14 protein-coding genes and 1 pseudogene are annotated in these 19221 nt (G+C 43.3%); 4 read left to right on the forward strand and 11 right to left on the reverse strand.

What is annotated here, in order from left to right:
* Positions 1-8 precede the first annotated feature (8 nt).
* The 3 genes from DSL64_RS24040 to DSL64_RS24050 all read right to left on the reverse strand — a co-directional run bounded on the left by DSL64_RS24040 (position 9) and on the right by DSL64_RS24050 (position 5322).
* Positions 9-3419 carry a TonB-dependent receptor gene (locus DSL64_RS24040; RefSeq protein WP_115833504.1) on the reverse strand — a complete coding sequence of 1137 codons (3411 nt, stop codon included), beginning with the start codon at positions 3417-3419 and terminating at the stop codon, positions 9-11.
* A 165-nt stretch (positions 3420-3584) separates the two neighbouring features.
* Positions 3585-4649 (reverse strand): FecR family protein, encoded by a 1065-nt coding sequence (locus tag DSL64_RS24045; RefSeq protein ID WP_115833505.1) that lies wholly within the window; start codon positions 4647-4649, stop codon positions 3585-3587.
* A 79-nt stretch (positions 4650-4728) separates the two neighbouring features.
* A complete protein-coding gene (locus tag DSL64_RS24050; RefSeq protein WP_115833506.1) occupies positions 4729-5322 on the reverse strand; it encodes an RNA polymerase sigma factor in 594 nt (197 codons plus the stop codon).
* A 230-nt stretch (positions 5323-5552) separates the two neighbouring features.
* Here DSL64_RS24050 and DSL64_RS24055 point away from each other — a divergent pair, with 230 nt between their 5' ends.
* The 3 genes from DSL64_RS24055 (at position 5553) to DSL64_RS24065 (ending at position 8355) form a co-directional block, all read left to right on the forward strand.
* On the forward strand, positions 5553-6785 hold the full coding sequence (locus DSL64_RS24055) for a lipoprotein N-acyltransferase Lnb domain-containing protein (protein WP_115833507.1): 1233 nt from the start codon (positions 5553-5555) through the stop codon (positions 6783-6785).
* Between the two features lie 38 nt (positions 6786-6823).
* Positions 6824-7207 carry a hypothetical protein gene (locus DSL64_RS24060; protein ID WP_115833508.1) on the forward strand — a complete coding sequence of 128 codons (384 nt, stop codon included), beginning with the start codon at positions 6824-6826 and terminating at the stop codon, positions 7205-7207.
* Positions 7208-7446: 239 nt separating this feature from the next.
* Positions 7447-8355 (forward strand): DUF808 family protein, encoded by a 909-nt coding sequence (locus DSL64_RS24065; protein WP_115833509.1) that lies wholly within the window; start codon positions 7447-7449, stop codon positions 8353-8355.
* Positions 8356-8565: 210 nt separating this feature from the next.
* Here DSL64_RS24065 and DSL64_RS24070 read toward each other — a convergent pair whose 3' ends face one another.
* The 8 genes from DSL64_RS24070 to DSL64_RS24105 all read right to left on the reverse strand — a co-directional run bounded on the left by DSL64_RS24070 (position 8566) and on the right by DSL64_RS24105 (position 18903).
* Positions 8566-10287 carry a HAMP domain-containing sensor histidine kinase gene (locus DSL64_RS24070; protein ID WP_115833510.1) on the reverse strand — a complete coding sequence of 574 codons (1722 nt, stop codon included), beginning with the start codon at positions 10285-10287 and terminating at the stop codon, positions 8566-8568.
* A 27-nt stretch (positions 10288-10314) separates the two neighbouring features.
* Positions 10315-11439 carry a universal stress protein gene (locus DSL64_RS24075; RefSeq protein WP_115833511.1) on the reverse strand — a complete coding sequence of 375 codons (1125 nt, stop codon included), beginning with the start codon at positions 11437-11439 and terminating at the stop codon, positions 10315-10317.
* Positions 11440-11501: 62 nt separating this feature from the next.
* Complete coding sequence (locus DSL64_RS24080) at positions 11502-12590, reverse strand: porin (protein ID WP_115833512.1); 1089 nt, start codon at positions 12588-12590, stop codon at positions 11502-11504.
* A gap of 60 nt (positions 12591-12650) precedes the next feature.
* Entirely contained in the window at positions 12651-13208 is a 558-nt protein-coding gene (locus DSL64_RS24085) for a K(+)-transporting ATPase subunit C (RefSeq protein WP_115833513.1), read from the reverse strand.
* A 102-nt stretch (positions 13209-13310) separates the two neighbouring features.
* Positions 13311-15350 carry a potassium-transporting ATPase subunit KdpB gene (gene kdpB / locus DSL64_RS24090; protein ID WP_115833517.1) on the reverse strand — a complete coding sequence of 680 codons (2040 nt, stop codon included), beginning with the start codon at positions 15348-15350 and terminating at the stop codon, positions 13311-13313.
* 69 nt (positions 15351-15419) lie between these two features.
* Positions 15420-17105: a potassium-transporting ATPase subunit KdpA gene (gene kdpA / locus DSL64_RS24095; RefSeq protein ID WP_115833518.1), complete on the reverse strand. Its 1686-nt coding sequence runs from the start codon at positions 17103-17105 to the stop codon at positions 15420-15422.
* Positions 17106-17172: 67 nt separating this feature from the next.
* A complete protein-coding gene (locus DSL64_RS29600; RefSeq protein ID WP_115833519.1) occupies positions 17173-17250 on the reverse strand; it encodes a potassium-transporting ATPase subunit F in 78 nt (25 codons plus the stop codon).
* 300 nt (positions 17251-17550) lie between these two features.
* Complete coding sequence (locus DSL64_RS24105) at positions 17551-18903, reverse strand: sigma-54-dependent transcriptional regulator (RefSeq protein WP_115833514.1); 1353 nt, start codon at positions 18901-18903, stop codon at positions 17551-17553.
* A 134-nt stretch (positions 18904-19037) separates the two neighbouring features.
* Here DSL64_RS24105 and DSL64_RS29355 point away from each other — a divergent pair.
* A pseudogene (locus DSL64_RS29355) lies at positions 19038-19221 on the forward strand (IS982 family transposase); the annotation flags it as partial.

A 19221-nucleotide genomic window follows, 5' to 3' on the forward strand; every position in this document is an offset into this window, starting at 1 on the left:
ATCGTAGATTAAAAAGATAGGTTAACACCAGCATTAAAAACTCTGAGTTGCGGATAGTAGTTGGCATCCGTTCGTGTAGAGTTCGGATCATTTCCATCAGCCCTTCCTTCAGGATCCATGAAACTTACCTTACTAAAAGTGAGCAGGTTAAACGCATTGGTATAAACGCGCACATTCGTCAGTCCGATTTTAGAAAATAATCCTTTTGGCAGTGTATAACCCAGCTCCAGATTTTTCAGTCTTACAAACGAAGCACTGTACATGTTAAACTCGCTCATCTGAGGAAAATCCGCGCCTGCTCTTGGCATACTTCCATTCGGATTCTCAGGAGTCCAGCGATCTTCAGCTCTGAACTGTGCACTGTTGCTGGCACCACCCAGTCCTGTAATACCAGGAAAATAGACAGCATTACCTTGCCCCTGGAAGAAAAGGGTCAGGTCGAAGTTTTTATAACCCGCATTCAGGTCCAGACCAAATACGATCTCAGGCGTTTCGGATTTATTTAGGCGATACTGGTCATTGGCATTGATCACACCATCCCCATTGTAATCCAGATAAATCACATCGCCTACGCGTGCTTCAGGTTTATGAACTGAATTGTTGATTTCTTCCTGACTGCGGTATATACCGCCGGTAGGCCACACCAACTGCGCACCTATTGGTTTGCCGGTTTGGTTCTGATAAGCAGCTGCTTTAGGCACCTCGTCAAAATAGATATATTTATTTCGTGCAAAAGAGAAGTTACCTTTCGCAGAGAAATTTACATTACGGAAGTTGTTGTTATGAGAAAGCACTAACTCAAAACCGCGGTTGGATACCTTTCCGATATTCTCAGGCGGGAGTCCGGCGAAACCATACGAATCAGAAATACTTAGCTGCCGTGCAGCCAGTATGCTGGAACGTTTTTGTGTAAATACATCAAACTCAACTCCTAATTTCGATTTCCATAACGAAGCATCCAATCCGAAGTTAAAAGTTCTCAACACCTCCCAGGTATAGTTCAAGTTAGGAAGTACACCGGGATTCAGTCCCAATACATCAACTCCTCCGAAATTATAGGACCGTCCGATTGAATAAGTCCGCAAATAGGCATATGCATCGCTTACGTTGTCATTACCCAGCTCACCATACGACGCACGTAGCTTTAATCTGTCAACCGCATGTACATTACTCATAAATGTCTCACGCGATACCTGCCAGCCCAGAGAAGCACCCGGGAAGAAGCCATAGCGTTTGTCTTCCGGGAAAATGGGCGAACCATCGTAGCGGAACAAAAATTCAGCCATGTATTTTTCCTTAAAGTTATAACCGGCACGTCCGAAGTAGTTGTCGCGGCGGGTCAAAAAGGATGATCCTCCGCTATTGATATCACCCAGACTGGAACCTCCGAAATTAAGGTCCAATAATGCTGTAGTAGGGAAGTTTCTTCTTGAACCGGAGAAATTGTTTCCTTTATTCTGCGCTCTTTCAGCTCCCAGCATGGCGTCAATATTATGATCACCAAATGTTCTGGAATAGCCAAGGCGAATGTTATATGTCTGAACAAAAACACGGTTAAAATAGTCCTGAACGTAAGGATTCGCATAGAATGTGGACTTTACATTGATATACTCCTTCGTTGCAGGTACATACTGCCAGTAACTGTAAGGCTTCTGGAAAGTCTTGTTAAAATCATGGGTAAAGTCAAAACTATAGGATCCGTCGACTGTCATCCCTTTAATAAAAGGAACTTTGTAACGGGCTGAAAGTGTGGTTTGGATCGGCAGACTTTCCTGACGCAGAAAACCAACCTGATCACGCAGCAGAGGATTTTCTCCAAGGCGACCGGCTGTAATCAGTCCATTAGGATAACGTGCCGGAATGGTTGGTAAGGCAGAAAGAATATTCACAAAATTCACCCAGGTTCCCGTTGAAGGATACATGCGCTTTTCCAACCGGCCGGCAATATTAAGAGACACACGCAGATTGTCGCTGATGTTCGCATCGATATTGGAGCGTAGTTCGAACTGCTTATAGCTGGTCGGATTATTTTTGAAATGGCCATCCTGATTCACCATCCCAAAGTTAAAAAAGTAAAGTACCCGCTGACTTCCCCCATTGATCGTCAGATTCATCTTATTCTGAGGTGTCCAGGGCTTCACTGTTTCTTTCACCCAGTCGGTATTAGGGTACAAAATCGGGTCAGAACCGTTTCGGAACAACTCAATTTCTGCATCCGTAAATGGCATAGTTGTCATTCCGTTACGCACAGCAGCCTCATTACGGGCAAGTGCATGGGTCACAGCATCGGTAGTTTTCAATATTCTGGTTGGCTGACTGAAACCCTGATTATACGAGAAATCAAAACGAGGCTTACCTTCAACACCACGTTTGGTCTCTACCAGAATAACACCATTGGCCGCTCTTGCTCCGTAAATGGCTGCAGATCCATCTTTCAGAACCGTTATACTTTCAATGGACTGAGGATCAATACGCCCCAAGCCTTCTGTCGGACGGGGAACGCCATCAATCACAAGTAATGGTTGATTATTACCAAATGTACTACGCCCACGAATCAAAATCTGTGCATCATCGCGGCCCGGTTCTCCGGTACGGTTAGATGCAATTACACCCGGTAATCTTCCCTGCAGTGAGTTCGTTACGTTTACAGCCGGGCTCTTGACAATCTCCTGTCCCGATACTGTTACCACAGATCCCGTTACTGTACTTTTCTTTTTTGTTCCGTAACCTACAACAACTACTTCCTCCAGAGATTTCTGATCAACTTTGAGCCCAATATTAACCAGAGTCTGGTCACCGGAAACCGCTACCTCCTCAGACAAATAACCCACAAATGAAAAGGTCAGGACATGACTACCATCCGGAACAATCAGGTTGTAGGAACCATCTGCATCGGAAATCGTTCCTAATTGGCTACCCTTCACCACGATACTCACACCGGGTAGACCTTCACCTTTTTCGTCAGTAACCTTTCCACCCAATGAGCGGTCAATATTTTTAGTTCCGGTTTTTGAGACAGGGCGTGTCTCAATGGCCTCCACCTGCAATGCAGCCGAAACCTGCTGGCGCAATACCACCTGGTTACTTACCTGCTTGAAACTGATATTCAAAGGTGTCAGCAGCTCATCCAAAACCACCGAAAGCGGTTTGTCCTTCACCTTCATGCTTACTTCCGATTTGAGGGGAAGCAGTCTGGAATTATAGGAGAATTTAATACTTGTTTCACGTTCAATCTGCCGAAGGACTTCATGGAGTCTGGTGTGATTCACCGACAAACTCACGGGCCGCTCCAGCAGACTCTGGCCTGAAATCGGGGCGGCGATTACCAGATTGGCCACTAGTAAAGCAAGGAAGACTTGTTGTAATGATTTCATCACGATCTGGTACAATAACCGCTTGGTGGTCAAAGTTTTTTTCATAGATTTGACTGTTTATTGTTTCAACTGATTTAGAAAAATTGGGCAATAACACGCTCATACCCCGTTTGTGTGGAAATGGATCGGGTAGCGAGTCTGAATCAAACCGGACATGTTAGCGCATGTCTGGTTTGCTGTTTAAGAGGGATAGAATCGTAGTTTATCAGGTCATATCTGGCTGCATCCGTTAGAGTTAATAATAATTTTATCCTTTCTGATTTCAAAGGAGGTATCGGCCCCCAGACTTTCACATATAATTTTCATTTTTTCCAAAAGAGGTTGATCCGATAGCGAGGTTGACAAATAGCATTTATCAAGCAGTGCTTTTGGATACTCTACCGTAAGGCCATAGCTGTTTTCTATAGCCTTGAAAATCTCTGCCACAGATGTGTCCTCAAATTCAAAAGTGAGATAGTCTATCGGTTTTTCCGACGGAGTGACCGAGGCGATTTTTTTGAAAGTTTTCTTCTCTTTTACAAAACTCACCGACTGGTTAGGAAGAAGGGAAACATTTTTCGGAGAATGCGCACCGGAATCAGTCAGCTCGCTCACCAGCACCTTACCCGTTTTTACCAACACCTCTACATCCGGATTTTCATCTCCTGCTTTGATACGAAAACTCGTACCTACTACTCTGGTGACAACATCACGGGTATACACCAGAAATGGCCTTTTTGCATCCTTACTGATCTCAAAAAATGCCTCCCCGGAAAGATGGACTTTTCGCTCAGCTTTTTCAAAATGATCCGGATAGCTGAGTTTGCTTCCGGGCTGCAAAATGACTGAGCTGCCATCTTCCAGATTAACCACCAATTCCTTTTGAGTTTGGTTTATTTGCTCCTGCTGCTGCTCTGAGAAAAGGGCTGAAATTGTTTGCATAGAAATACTCCCCTGTGAAGAAAGCAGGTAAACGCAAAAACCAATTCCTGTCAGCAATATGGCCGCTGCCGCTCTCCACCATAATTTCATAGAACGTCTTATAGATGGTTCCTCAAGATGGCGGATACGCTCCCAGGTCTGAGATAAAGCAAGTTCGGTCTGATCCTCGTCGGGCGGAGGCATTTGCCCAATTGCCAGCAGCATATTCTTTGCCTGTCTGACAAGCTGCTTTTGGTCGGGATTATTTAGAAGCCACTGCTCCCAACCATCATGATCCTGCCCTGTCCTGATCCAAAGACGGAAAGAAGGATTGTCGAGTAGTTCAGTAGCTGTATTATAGCGTTTGGATTGCATAGAAATCTGGTTCTCTTCAAACGGGAGAGGGCAAGAATTTTACGCGATACTCACTTTTTTGAATTTTTTTATAAAAAAATTAACATAAGAAAGAAAACAATATCAGCAGGCTTGGAAGCTCTCCTACCCAAATTTCTCTCAGATGCTTGATACCACGGTGGAGTAGATTGGATACAGACTGTGAGTTGACCTGTAATAGTTGTGCGATTTCCTCAATATCAAGCTCCTGATGATACCTCAGATACAATGCTTCGCGCTGACGGCGTGGCAATTGGTTGATAAAGTGGTTAAGTGTGTACACCTGATTCCTGGTTTCCTCGTCGGAGATCATTTCGTCAAGGACCGTGAAACTGACCTCGCAACTAACATCTGCAAGCTCGTCCGAATGCCGAAATATATGATCCCGTTCCAGTTTCCTTGCAATTCTTTTTCTCACACCAGACAAAAGATAGGCCTTCACAGATGATGGTATGACCAGATTGTTTCTGTACATCCAGATTTCTATAAAAACCTCCTGCACGCAATCCTGAACCAGTATATGGTGTGAGGTGAGAGACTTGCCATAACTGACCAAGGAAGCGTAGTGCCTGCGAAAAAGTTGAGAGTACGCTTCCTCATCACCCGCTTTCAGCAGGCACCAAAGGTCTTGGTCATGATCGATAGAAGAAGCCATTTTGCAAAATTTAGCACTATAAGCACAAAAATAAGTATTATACTTATCTGTTTACTAAAATCTGTAGAAGGAATCTTCCCGCCCGTATTTACAAAAATAACTACCACAACTTCTGATGGAACATAAGTGAGGTTCGATACAAATTAGCCGGAAGGGAGATCATTCCTATTAATTCTCTATTTTGCCACCCAATAACTCAAAGTAGTGACCTTTCGGAAATTCATTGCAAAATGATCACCATATCCCTCAAAAAAATAAAAGAGTGCAAAACCTTCAGGATAGAACAGACATTTCTATATGTTTTACTTCTTGGGTTAAGTCTCACTTTCCATCCTTCTTTCGGAACGAAACTGTCACCTTCCGCCAAAGTCAGTCTGATTACCTATGGCCCTGGCGACGATGATATATCCTCAGCCTTCGGACATACCGAAATCCGGTTCGTTGATACTGAACTTGGCATAGACCGAAATTACAGTTATGGTGGGTTCAATCATCATGCGAAAGGATTTATCCTAAAATTTCTTCAAGGCACGCTACCCTATTACCTTGCCGTTCACAGCCTGGCCGATGCTTTACCCTACTATCAGCAAAGTAACCGTAGTATTACGGAACAAATCCTGAATCTTTCCCATGCTCAGAGTCAACAGCTATTCGACGCTTTGGAAAAAAACTATCTACTTCAGAACAGATACTACCAGTACAAATTTTACTACGACAACTGTGCTACCAGACCACGGGATATGATTGCTGCGGTGTGTGGAGATAGTTTAGAAATTCCCACCAAATCCGAAATGACAGGTAAGTCGTACCGGGATTGGATGAACGAGTACCTGGAGGACAAACCGTGGTATCAATTAGGAATGAATATGGCAATTGGGCATCCTTCTGATCAACAATTGAATGGATGGAATGCGATGTATCTGCCTGATCAACTATCCGCTCAGCTTGAAAATGCTACGGTCACGCAATCAAACGGCCGCAAAATTCCCTTTGTAAAAAGTAAGCAGGCCCTGTTTTCTTCTGTAAAAGCCAATACTGAATACAGATCCTGGATATCAGCGCCGGACGGCGTTTTCACTATTTTGGCCATACTGCTGATCGTTTTTAGTATTGCACGATATGTGTATAACAAAAAAGCAGATCGCTGGTTAGACCTGACATTGTTCGGTGTCTCGGGATTAGCAGGTTGGCTTTTGCTATTCCCTTGGGTCATCCGGGATGATGATGTTACCTCCTGGAATCCGGTATTACTCTATTTAATGCCGTTTCATATACCCTTTATTTTTGTGATAAGTATGAATAGTGCCTCTCCAACTTTAAGGAGGTTATACTTTGCTGTAACAGCAGGATTAATTCTTGGCGGTATGATATTTTCTAAAATCCCGGGCGTATTCGACTTTATCTTTCCTGCCGTTCTGTTGAGCCGCTGCCTGCTAAATTGGTTACATACTCATAAAAACTAACTACTTTTACCTGCCTTCATTCCATCTGTAACAAATCTATGAAACACGCATTTTTTTTACTTTTGACTGCATCAATATTGTCTGGCTGTAAAGAACTGGGTCTTAAAGACGAAAATTTTACGCATCAGGTAAAAGACGTGAACGCTAACGACGTATTCGTAATCCAAAGTAAAGGAATCGCCAACACGTCTGTCCACTTCACAGTAGAAGGAAGTCTCAGTCATGATGCAAGGATAATCTGGTCGGATCAGGAGATTACTGCAGATACAGTAGTTGCCTCCTATCCCACCGAAATTCTGCTGCCAAAAGGCCAAGTGAATGTAACCACCTACGGAGACTTCTACTCCAAAAAGCTGTATGTCAGATATGAGTCATTAAATGACTCCACTTCCGGTAACCTGGAAATCAAGATTAAGCTATAAAAAAAGAGATCAGGCCAGAACTTCCGGTCACGATTCACATCCAAACGTCACTACAAAGAATTGATTGGTGTTATTCCGCTGTACCTTTTTTAATTTCTATTTAACTTTTACCGGATCGGTGGAAGCAGGCTAAAATAGTTTGCTACCCGTTTACTACCTTTACAGCAAAAGGGGCTTAAATGCCTCTGAAAGTACATTTTCAATAAAAAATTATAAAACTCCCACAACAATATTAAACTATGGCCTCAGGTTTTTTTGCAATTTTAGATGATATAGGTGCCCTTATGGATGACATAGCTGTTACCAGCAAGATGGCAACGCAAAAGACTGCAGGTATTTTGGGCGACGACCTGGCCGTAAATGCGGAAAAAGCCACCGGATTTCTGTCTTCCAGGGAAGTTCCGGTTCTGATGAAAATCATGAAGGGGTCTTTTATTAATAAACTGATTATTGTACCTGCGGTATTCCTCCTGGAATGGCTCTATTCGCCTGCAATTGAAGTAATTTTGGTGATAGGCGGAATTTATCTAGCTTACGAAGGTGCCGAAAAAATTATTGAGTTTCTGTTTCATCGAGCTAAAAAAGGCCACGAAGTAATCGAAGAATCAGACGATATTATTGAGGATGGGGAAACAGCGGAAAAGACAAAAGTAAAGTCTGCCATTACCACAGATTTTATTTTATCACTGGAAATTGTAATCATTGCACTTGCGGCAGCAAAAGATGGCTACGAATCGCTAAAGTCTGAATTCAATCCGTTTCTTGTAGAAATAGTAACTGTTTCGGTAGTGGCGAGTATTGCCACCATCGGCGTTTATGGAATAGTTGCACTTATAGTACGTATGGACGACGCGGGATTCAATCTGATAAAACGATCCAACGACAAAGGTTTACTTGCAACGCTGGGCCACGGTCTTATTAAGGCACTGCCTATCGTTATTAAAGTTCTGGGAGCTGTGGGAACGGTAGCATTGATACTCGTTTCAGGTGGAATTTTTGCGCATCATGTACCCTTTTTACATGATGTAGCAGCTCAATGGCCTGCCATGTTAAGAGAAGCTACCTTTGGTTTGGTGGTGGGAGTGATTGCTTGTGGCGTGGTTACAGTCTTCAAAAAAGTATTCTCCGGAAAAAAAAGTAAAGTATAAAAGCCGAGACCTTAAATGTGAGTTAAACATTTAACTTGGCTCACCAGAAGGACAGTATATCGGCAACAATTACCTCTTTGCATTGTTACCGAATGATCACTTGTGCTGGTCTCTCCAGTGATTGGTGCAGTGATGGTGAGGTAAAATTGAATTGATTGTAGTACAGAAAAGGGCTGACCGGTTAGGTCTGCCCTTTTTTTTCTATTCCAGCTACGCCTTTTCTAATTCAAAGTAAAATACACTCCCCATTCCTATCTCACTGTCAACACCAATTGTACCACCCTGCGCCTGAATAAACTCTTTACTAATTGCAAGGCCAAGTCCTGTTCCGGTTTTTGAACTTCCGGGCACCTGAAAATAACGCTCAAATATCTTGCTGTTGTAGCGGCTGTCGATTCCTGTCCCCTCGTCTTTCACAAAAAAACGAACCATGCGATCCGCCTCAATGATACCGATCTGAATTTTGCTGCCATATCCGGAATATCTTACCGCATTCGTCAGGAAGTTAATCAACACCCAGGCGGTCTTCTCCATGTCCGCTTTTACATCCGCCACAGTTTTATCAACATCCACAATCAATTCGATGTCCTTCTGTTCAACTGGTAGTTTCACAGCCTCTAATGCATAGCTTACAATCGCACCAGGACTACTTCTTTGTATGTTGAGCTGAATATTGCCGGTTTCAACCTGCGACATATTCAACAGCTCTCCGGTAATTTTGAGAAGCCTGTTGCTATCATCCTTAATCCCGGAAATCAGTTGCTGCTGATCCTGATTCAGGATGCCGGTATTTTGATTTTCAAGCAACTGAATACTCATTTTAATTGAAGATATCGGCGTTTTCAACTCATGTGATACAGTGGCAATAAAATTGGTCTTAGCAAAGTCGAGTTCTTTAAAGGGGGTTATATTTTTCAAAAGAATCACCTGCCCGATGTGCTGAGGAATCTTTTCTGCGGTTGGAAAAATCGTTATATCAACAACCTCTTTCTCGAAATAACTCTCTTTGTTATCAGCGTATATTTTAAGCGGTTCTCCGGAAACAGTAGCTGTACCTGGTTTCTCCAAAATCAGAGTCCTGAGCAAATCATTGTACCTAGCCAATTCAGTAGCAGATTTACCGATCATATCGGCGGCTTCCATGCCTGTTATCCGGACTGCCTGGTCGTTGGCAAACAATACAATTTTGTTTTCGTCCAGCCCGATAACCGGCTCATGCATATTGTTTATTAATGTATCAATACGTTTTTTCTCAGTCAGGATCCGGGCCAGATTACTGCTGTCGTATTCTTCCAGCTTTTCAGCCATTGTATTAAAAGATCTGGCTAATTCCCCAAACTCGTTGTTTCCTGAAAAGTGAAGCCTCTCCGTATATCTTTTGTCGGCAATTGCTCTTATACTGTCGGTAAGTTCGCGGATGGGGTTACCTACATTTCCCGGCAGATTCACAAGCAATGTAAATGCAATCACAAAGCAGATCGTTCCACCCAATGCAATCCACATGAATGCAGACTGTACAGTACCCAGCGCACGATCACTTTTGGCCTGAATCGCCTCCATGTTTATCCTTGTAAGTTCAGCAAGATCATTCCGGATCAGTACCGGCAGCTGTTGATTACGGACGTCTTTCTTTAATTGAGCGTAATGACTCGCGATTTTCTCAGTCGCCTCTCTTTCTCCGGGCTCCGTTTCATTCTGCTTCTGACTTTGAAGATTTTGTTCAAAACTGCGTTCAGCTTCGGAAGCAGAGTTCAGCTGATCCAGGGCCAAAGCCATATTTCTGGCGTAATCCAGGGTTTTGTAATTGTTCTGAAGGATATTTTCAGTCTGCTTTTCAAGCACATAAATATGCCTCGCAGCGATTAATGATAACGCCAGGATCATCAAAAACAGCAATCCCAGACCCAGCCGTAGTTTTGTTTTTATTTTCATAATGCAAGAGCCGAAGTTAGGATTTGATCAGGATAAAATCACAAGGTCAATATCTGAGCTCGACAATTTTTTCAACAGGTTATTGAAAATATTCGTTGCCAATATCACTCTTAGCAAAGTAATATGCGGTTTTCCCAGGCAAATCGTAGTAATCTGCTGTTGTTCAGCCACCTCAATAATTGCTTCAGAGACATTCCGGTTCTGCACACGAACAATCTCAGCTCCCATTTCAGTGGCCAACTTAAAGTTATTGATCAGATGCCGCTGCTTATCGAGCGCAATCTTATCTTTACTTTCCGAGGGCGTCTGCACGTAAAGTACAAACCATTTGCTATTGTAATAACTCGCCAGACGGGCAGTTTTGCGGATGACATGTTTTGCAGTAACCTGGTTACTACTAATACAGGCGAGGATCTTCTCTCTTCTTGCAGCTGCCGGTCTGGGGACTTCCGCTTCCACTTTTCGCTCCACCTGACCTGCCACCTCTTTCAATGCCAGTTCGCGCAATTGCAGGATATGATCTGCTTTGAAAAAATTAGTCAGCGCAGTTTCTATCTTATCTTTGGAATAAATCTTCCCCTCTTTCAGTCTTGTAATTAACTCATCAGCCGTCAGGTCTATGTTTACCACCTCATCTGCAAGCGATAACACACGATCCGGTATCCGCTCGGTAACATCAATACCAGTAATTCTTTTGACCTCCTGATGTAAACTTTCAATATGTTGGATGTTGACTGCACTGATAACACTGATCCCTGCTTCCAGGATTTCAATCACATCCTGCCAACGTTTCTCGTTTTTGCTGCCTTCAATGTTCGTATGTGCCAGTTCATCCACAATAACGACTTCAGGTCTTTGGCTGATGATACGCTGCAAATCCATTTCATCCAGTTGCTTTCCTTTATAAAAAAGTTTTCTGCGGTCTATGACGGGAAGGCCATGAAGCAACTGATGTGTCTGGCTACGGTTATGCGTTTCGATATAACCAATCCTGACATCAACGCCACTAGCAAGCAAGCTGTGCGCCTCCTGAAGCATCCTATACGTTTTCCCTACTCCGGCACTCATGCCGATATAGATCTTGAATTTCCCGCGTCTGGATTTTTTGATCATTTCCAGAAAATGCTGCGCATGAAGATTAATCTCAGACATAGCTATTAGAATGCTTTTTACAACTTATAATCAGACGCTCCCGGCGCACAGCTCAGATGATTTTAGAATACAATGGATAAACTGGTAGTCGCAAACAGGTTGTTCCTGCCAAAACCTTCGTTCGTTTTTTTAGCAAACAGGGCATCGTTACTACTTAACCTTCTCACTTCCAATCGCCATAGTACTTTATCAAACAGCGCATAATCCATATTGACGGAAACGCCTGTAGTCCTGAATCCGTTATTGCTACCCGTTGTAATAATGACCTCTTTTTCATCACTGAAATATTCCCCTCTCGCAGCGAAACTCAACTTTGGCGAGGCGGTATACCTCACGATCATGACAGGAACAAACCAATTATTGTACTGCCTGCTGCCTTTGGCTTTTTGTTCCATTCCGTAATCAAATCCGGCTGTTAATCCCCATTTTTCTGAAAGCTGCATGATGCCATAAAAGTTGTGATAGATACGCGTTTGTCTTACACTATCCGGCTTGTCATTACCTATGAAAGTGCTGTAGTTCAAAGTCACTGATTCTGAAGGCTTATATGTAAACTGAGTTCCAAAGGCAGGAGAACTGTTTCCATCAACCCTTTGAATTCTTTGCCATCCGTTCAGGTACATTGCAGCCAGGTATAACTTTCCGTCTTCGGTAGTGTAGCCCAGCTTTACCCCCGACTCAAAATAAGGCGTATTTTCAGCAACAAGACTTCTCGTCAATGCCCAGTTGTCCCTGCCAACAGCACTTTCAAAACCAATGTGTGAAGGCATAATTCCGGCATCAAGCCAAAGATTAGCGTTTTTTGCGAGCTTCACACCAACATTAGCTTCGAATACATTTTTAAGAATACCGGCTTCCGCAGCATAATTGGCATTCATGTAACTTCCCGCAGCAAGTGCCAGATTTGCCCTTACCCGTTCATTCTTATAATTCGCTTTGATATAACCCAGATTCAAATTAACCTCCCCTGTCCTGTTAAAATTATATAAAAAGCCCGGTGCTGTATTATTAACAGGACGGTTAAAATCATAGTTGTAATAGACCTCGACATAACCGCTGATCGTTAACGGATTGGGTGTCTTTTCCTCCTCCTGAGCTATAAGGCTATTGAAACTAATGGATGCTGCTAGTGTAAAAAGTAAAGTTTTCATTGAAAGAAATAATTGAGTGATTGTGTTGCAGCAGCGGAGTATCTGCTGCGTGAAGTGTATTTATAATTTTTCCAAAGCCACATTCAATCTGAGCACGTTCACGTTTTCAGGTCCGAACAAACCTAAAAATGGCTTTTGAATATGCCCAGAGACGAGCTGGCGAAGTTGCTGCTCAGGTATCCTGCGGGCAGCGGCAATCCTTTTAACTTGTACCAAAGCGGCCTTCGGAGAAAGGTCAGGATCCAGACCGCTACCACTCGCAGTGACAAGTTCAACGGGTATTTCACTTTTCTTTACAGCAGGATTATGAATGAGAAAAGTATCAATTCTGGCCTGCACCGTGGTCAGATATTCACCATTCGACATGGCATTGTTACTGCCCGCGCTGGATGCCGAATTGTACTCTACCGCAGAAGGACGGCCATTGAAATACTTATCCTGAGTAAAATTCTGCCCGACGTTGGCGTAATACCTTTTGTTTTCAACTGTCAGCGATTCTCCTTTTCCTCCACTTGGTGTAAACTGTGCCAGCGCCCAGATAATTGCAGGATAAATACCGCAGAACAATACAATGGTTGCCACCGTTAATTTGATTGCCGGAATGATATTCGATTTCATATTTTTAATGTTTTAAGTTGATGTTACTAAGTAGTAGCTGAAAATTATTTTATAGTGTTTACTTACAATCCTAATCGCTTACAGCTAATTGCCAACAGCTGTTTATATCCAGATACTGACGATCAGGTCGATGACTTTGATCCCGGCAAACGGAATCAGAATACCTCCCAGACCGTATATAAGCAGGTTTCTCCTCAATAGAGCACTCGCACCGATTGGTTTGTAGGCTACACCTTTCAGCGCCAGCGGAATCAAAAACGGGATGATGATTGCATTAAAGATTACTGCTGACAAAATCGCACTTTCGGGGCTACTCAGATGCATGATATTCAGACCTTCCAGCGCCGGAATACTGGTAATAAACAATGCAGGGATAATGGCAAAATATTTGGCAACATCATTGGCGATGGAGAAGGTCGTAAGTGTGCCTCGTGTCATCAAAAGCTGCTTTCCAATCTCCACAATCTCAATGAGTTTTGTCGGATCATTATCCAGGTCCACCATGTTCCCGGCTTCCTTGGCTGCCTGCGTACCGCTGTTCATCGCTACACCTACGTCGGCTTGTGCAAGGGCCGGTGCATCATTGGTGCCATCCCCCATCATGGCCACAAGCTTACCACTTTCCTGCTCGTTTTTGATGTAGTTCATTTTATCCTCCGGTTTTGCTTCGGCAATAAAATCATCTACACCTGCTTTCTGAGCTATAAATTGAGCTGTTAATGGATTATCGCCAGTCACCATCACTGTTTTTACACCCATTTTCCGAAGTCGTTCGAAGCGCTCGGTAATACCTGGTTTGATAATATCCTGCAGTTCAACCACACCCAGTACCTGTTCATTTTCTGTTACAACAAGCGGTGTACCTCCGTTGCCGGAGATCGACCTCACCTTGTTTTCTATTTGTGTCGGGAAAACATGGCCTGCCTGAATAACGATGTTTCTGATCGCATCAAAGGCTCCTTTACGTATGCGCGTATTTTGAAAATCAACCCCTGAACTTCGCGTTTCCGCAGTAAAACTGATAAAGGTGGGATTGGCTAACTCATAAGTGTCTTCCGTGGCTCCGGCCAGTTCGAGTATTGATTTTCCCTCCGGTGTCTGATCGGCTATAGAGCTAAGTACTGCTGCCTTGATGAAACGGTTCTGATCAATTCCATCAGCCGCGTAAAAATGAGTCGCTTTTCTGTTTCCGATCGTGATCGTTCCCGTTTTATCCAGCAGCAACACATCAATATCACCCGCAGTTTCCACCGCTTTCCCCGATTTCGTGACCACATTCGCTCTCAGGGCACGATCCATACCGGCAATTCCAATCGCTGATAAGAGCCCTCCGATGGTGGTTGGGATCAGACAAACAAAAAGTGAAATAAAAGCGGCGATCGTGATGGGTGTGTTTGCATAATCTGCGAAGGGTTTCAGCGTAACACATACAATAATGAACACGAGTGTAAATCCAGCCAAAAGTATAGTCAGTGCAATCTCATTAGGCGTTTTCTTTCTGCTGGCACCTTCCACCAGCGCTATCATTTTATCCAGAAAGCTTTCACCAGGCGCGGCTGTTACCACTACCTTTATCCGATCTGACAGCACCTTGGTACCCCCCGTCACACTGGTTTTATCCCCACCTGCCTCGCGGATTACAGGAGCAGACTCACCTGTGATAGCACTTTCATCAATACTTGCCATGCCTTCGATGATCTCTCCATCCGTAGCAATATGATCACCTGCCTCACAGATAAAGATGTCCCCTTTTTTCATTTGTGCCGACATCACCTCCTGCGTGGCAATTGAGAAGCCTTTTTTGTTTTCAACAACCAGTTTGGCGGGCGTTTGTTGGCGGGTTTTCCGCAGACTTTCCGCCTGCGCTTTACCTCTGGCTTCTGCAATAGCCTCTGCAAAATTGGCAAAAAGTAAAGTAAGGAGAAGGATAAGAAAAATAGTAAAATTATAGGCAAAACTGCCTTGTGAGTCGTGCCCGGATAAGATCCAGAGACAAACTGCCAGCATAATAAATGTTCCTATCTGCACGGTAAACATGACCGGATTGCGAAACATGATTCTCGGATTCAGCTTGATCAGCGATTGTTTTAATGCTTCGTTGACTAAATCCTTCTGAAATAAGGAAGTATTTTGATTTTTCATTGTACATGACAGCCCCGTCGGCATGAGCCGTTGGTTATCTGTTTAAGTTTAAAATCTGAGTGTTAAATATTAAAGGCTGAAATACTCAGCAATAGGCCCGAGCGTTAGTGCAGGAAAGAATGAGAGTGCTGTTATGATAACGATTACCGCAAAAATCATCATACCAAATGTGGCTGAGTCTGTAGGTAGCGTACCAGCGCTTTGGGGCACAGACCTCTTGTTCGCGAGTAGTCCGGCAATGGCCACCGGACCGATAATCGGGAGAAAACGGGAAAGAAGCAACACAATCCCAGTAGTGATATTCCACCACGGCGTATTGTCGCCCAGCCCCTCAAAACCACTTCCGTTGTTCGCTGCTGAAGAAGTGAATTCATATAAGATCTGGCTGAAGCCATGGAAACCGGGATTAGATGTTGTGGCTGATGTAATGGCAGGGAATGATGCCGTAAGGGCGGTGCCTGCCAGAATCAGAAATGGGTGTAATAAGGCCACGATCATAGCAATTTTCATTTCCCGCGCCTCAATTTTCTTACCTAAAAACTCCGGTGTGCGCCCCACCATCAGCCCGCTGATGAATACAGCAAGTATGATGTAAATGAAGAAATTCAAAATTCCGACGCCACAACCACCATAGAATGCATTGGTCATCATGGCCAATAGCTGCGTCATTCCCGACAACGGCATACCGCTATCGTGCATCGAATTCACTGAACCTGTTGAAATAACGGTGGTGGCTATACTCCAAAAACCAGAGGCCACACTTCCGAACCTGATCTCTTTCCCTTCCATGGCTCCGGAGCTCATATCTATCCCCAATTTTGCTATCGCAGGATTACCCTGACTTTCCCAGATGATCGTCGGTACACACAGGATAAGAAAGCCTGCTGTCATTACCCCGAAAATCATCCGGGCCATTTTCTTTCTCTTCAGGAAAAAACCGAGAGCAAAAATCATAGCAAACGGAATGATCATTTGTGCTGACATTTCTATCATATTCGTCAGGTAATTCGGGTTTTCCAGAGGATGTGCCGAGTTGGTACCATAGTATCCTCCCCCGTTGGTACCCAAATGTTTGATAGCCACAAAAGCTGCCACAGGACCCGTTGAGACACCTACAGTATCGCCCTGCATAGTAACGATATGATCCTTACCTTCGAAGGTCATGGGCGTACCATTGAAAGCCAAAAGGGTAGCCACCACAATGCATGCCGGCAGCAAAATGCGGGTACACGAGACCAGCAGCAGATTGTAAAAATTCCCAAGTTGACCGGATGTTTTCTCTTTTAATGCCTTAAAAAGTACTACCGCTGCAGCCATACCTGTTCCGGCGCTGACAAACTGTAAAAACATTAAAAACAGCTGCGAAAGATAACTTACGCCAGTTTCGCCGGAGTAATGTTGCAGGTTACAATTCACCATAAAGGAGATACTTGTATTGAATGCCAGGTCAGCAGACTGCCCCGGATTCCCGTCAGGATTTAGTGGTAACCATCCCTGGTTCATCAGCATAAACATGCAAAGCAGAAACCATACAAAATTAATCGTGAGCATACTGATCAAATGCTGTTGCCAGTTCATTTGTGATTTTCTGTCAATTCCACTAAAACGAAAAATCACATTTTCTAACGGATTGATAACGGGATCCAACAGTGTCTTTTCTCCACCGTATACTCTAGCAATGTATTTACCTAGTGGAATCGCCAAAAGGATCGTGACAACGTACGTGGCGGTGACGCCAAAAATTTCTGTGTTCATTTTGAAAATATATTTCAGTCTTAAAGCGGCTGACGGATCCGCGTCCGTCTCTGCCATGAAAGAGGAATTAGAATTTTTCGGGTTTAATCAATACATAACACATGTAGACAAACACTGAAATGGATATAATAAGTAGAGCGCCCATATTTTCAGATCTTTTCAAAAAATGATACAGATTGATAAAGGACAGCAAAGCACAGGCAACCTGCACCGAGGAGAAGAAGCGTTAACATGATGGATGTTGTTTAAATTGTCTGATAAATAAGATTTGGTAGTTTTCATTTTTCTACTTTTTGAAGCAGATACTACCAAGTATGTACCAGACAAACCAAACAATACACAATCAACTGAATATCAACATTATAATTAAAATTAAATTAAAACATACCATTTTAAAACCCTATCATTTTGATAAATCATCTATCAAAATAGAAGGGAAAGAAGCCTATTGTTTACCGGACTTGCCCAAACCGAACTCGTCTATTTTCCTGTACAATGTGGCAATTCCTATTTCCAGCAGCCGCGCAGCTTCTGCCCTATTTCCCTGACTGTGGTTCAAAACCTTTTGAATATGCTGTTTTTCGACACTTTCCATCGAAAATGAAGACAAACTCTCACTGGCTGTAGAAACAGTATCCCGAAAATCGGAGGGTAAAACTGATATATCCAACTTACCATCACTGATGATCACAGCCCTCTCAATTACATTTTTCAATTCACGGATATTACCATTCCATGCGTAACGTTCAAGTGCTTTTGCAAAGTCCGCAGTGTATCCCGGGTTCGGCTTGTTGGTCTGCTTGGTGTAATAATCCAGAAAAAAATCCAGGAGCAACGGAATATCTTTAATTCTTTGTCTGAGGGGCGGTAGGGTAATCTGAAACACGTTAAGCCTGAAGTAAAGATCAGCTCTAAATCTGTGCTGTTCGGATTCCGTTTTCAGATCTCTGTTAGTCGCCGCAATCAGACGAAAGTTTGACTTGCTCGGTTTTGTATCACCCAATTTGATAAATTCATGTGTTTCCAACACCCTGAGCAACTTCGCCTGCAGGTCGAGTGGTAGTTCCCCTATTTCATCGAGAAACAAAGTCCCGTTATGTGCTTCCTCCAAAAGTCCGCGTTTGTCTTTCAGCGCACCTGTGAAAGCTCCCTGTTTGTATCCAAATAATTCGCTTTCAATCATTTCCCTTCCAAAAGCGCTGCAATTAAGCGCTACAAAATTCTTATCTGCCCGGTGACTACTGTAATGAATTGCCTGTGCAAAAACTTCCTTACCTGTACCTGTTTCTCCCGTTAAAAGTACCGCAGCTTCCGTAGGAGCCACTTTTTTGGCCAGATTAATCGCTTCCTGAATAGGTTGAGAATTTCCGATTACGGCATCAAACGAAAACTTACTGGAGACGATGGCTTCAAGCTTTTTGACTTTCTTCTGAAGTTGTGACTTTTCGACTGCCTTGTCCAGTATTGGCAATATTTTATCATTGTCATCGCCTTTCACTATATAGTCCATCGCACCGTTTTTCATTGCCTGAACCCCGTCCGGGATATTCCCGTTTGCAGTAAGAAGAATGATCTCCGCATTGGGATTGCGAGACTTCAGCATTGGTACAAGTTCTACTCCGTTTCCATCCGGAAGCCGAACGTCGCACAAAACAGCATCAATCACAGGATTTTCTATTGCTTTCAGGCCCGATTTACAATCACCTGCCTCGATTACCTCAAACCCCTCTGCCTTGATTACCCTTGCTAATAGCGAGCGAAGTTTTTCTTCGTCGTCAATGATTAATACTGTTTTCACTGTTGCCGCGTCTGGAATTTTAGTAATGTATATACCCGTTGGGTGAAATAGAATGGCAAGAAATTTGAAAGTGCATATTGGGTTAATATGCTGAAATTCAGTATATTAAAGTCGCCAAACAAACCCCAATATGCATGTCAAAATTAGTAAAAAATTATAATAGAATTCTTAAAACTATCGAGTCATTGAACATTCTGGTAGACAGCAGAAAAGTAGGAAGAAGACCAAAAATGACTGATTTTCAAGTCATTGCATTGGGTTTGACCGCTGAGTATATGTCACTAGACAGTGAAAATCTATTGTTCCAAATGATTCCGG

It is taken from the genome of Dyadobacter luteus, from assembly GCF_003383615.1.
Taxonomy (GTDB): Bacteria; Bacteroidota; Bacteroidia; order Cytophagales; family Spirosomataceae; genus Dyadobacter; species Dyadobacter luteus.

Bases quoted from the DNA above. Each gene is read 5' to 3' on its own strand.
- DSL64_RS24040 (WP_115833504.1), bottom strand. From the start codon at position 3,419: ATGAAAAAAACTTTGACCACCAAGCGGTTATTGTACCAGATCGTGATG.
- DSL64_RS24045 (WP_115833505.1), bottom strand. From the start codon at position 4,649: ATGCAATCCAAACGCTATAATACAGCTACTGAACTACTCGACAATCCT.
- DSL64_RS24050 (WP_115833506.1), bottom strand. From the start codon at position 5,322: ATGGCTTCTTCTATCGATCATGACCAAGACCTTTGGTGCCTGCTGAAA.
- DSL64_RS24055 (WP_115833507.1), top strand. From the start codon at position 5,553: ATGATCACCATATCCCTCAAAAAAATAAAAGAGTGCAAAACCTTCAGG.
- DSL64_RS24060 (WP_115833508.1), top strand. From the start codon at position 6,824: ATGAAACACGCATTTTTTTTACTTTTGACTGCATCAATATTGTCTGGC.
- DSL64_RS24065 (WP_115833509.1), top strand. From the start codon at position 7,447: ATGGCCTCAGGTTTTTTTGCAATTTTAGATGATATAGGTGCCCTTATG.
- DSL64_RS24070 (WP_115833510.1), bottom strand. From the start codon at position 10,287: ATGAAAATAAAAACAAAACTACGGCTGGGTCTGGGATTGCTGTTTTTG.
- DSL64_RS24075 (WP_115833511.1), bottom strand. From the start codon at position 11,439: ATGTCTGAGATTAATCTTCATGCGCAGCATTTTCTGGAAATGATCAAA.
- DSL64_RS24080 (WP_115833512.1), bottom strand. From the start codon at position 12,590: ATGAAAACTTTACTTTTTACACTAGCAGCATCCATTAGTTTCAATAGC.
- DSL64_RS24085 (WP_115833513.1), bottom strand. From the start codon at position 13,208: ATGAAATCGAATATCATTCCGGCAATCAAATTAACGGTGGCAACCATT.
- kdpB (WP_115833517.1), bottom strand. From the start codon at position 15,350: ATGAAAAATCAAAATACTTCCTTATTTCAGAAGGATTTAGTCAACGAA.
- kdpA (WP_115833518.1), bottom strand. From the start codon at position 17,105: ATGAACACAGAAATTTTTGGCGTCACCGCCACGTACGTTGTCACGATC.
- DSL64_RS29600 (WP_115833519.1), bottom strand. From the start codon at position 17,250: ATGGGCGCTCTACTTATTATATCCATTTCAGTGTTTGTCTACATGTGT.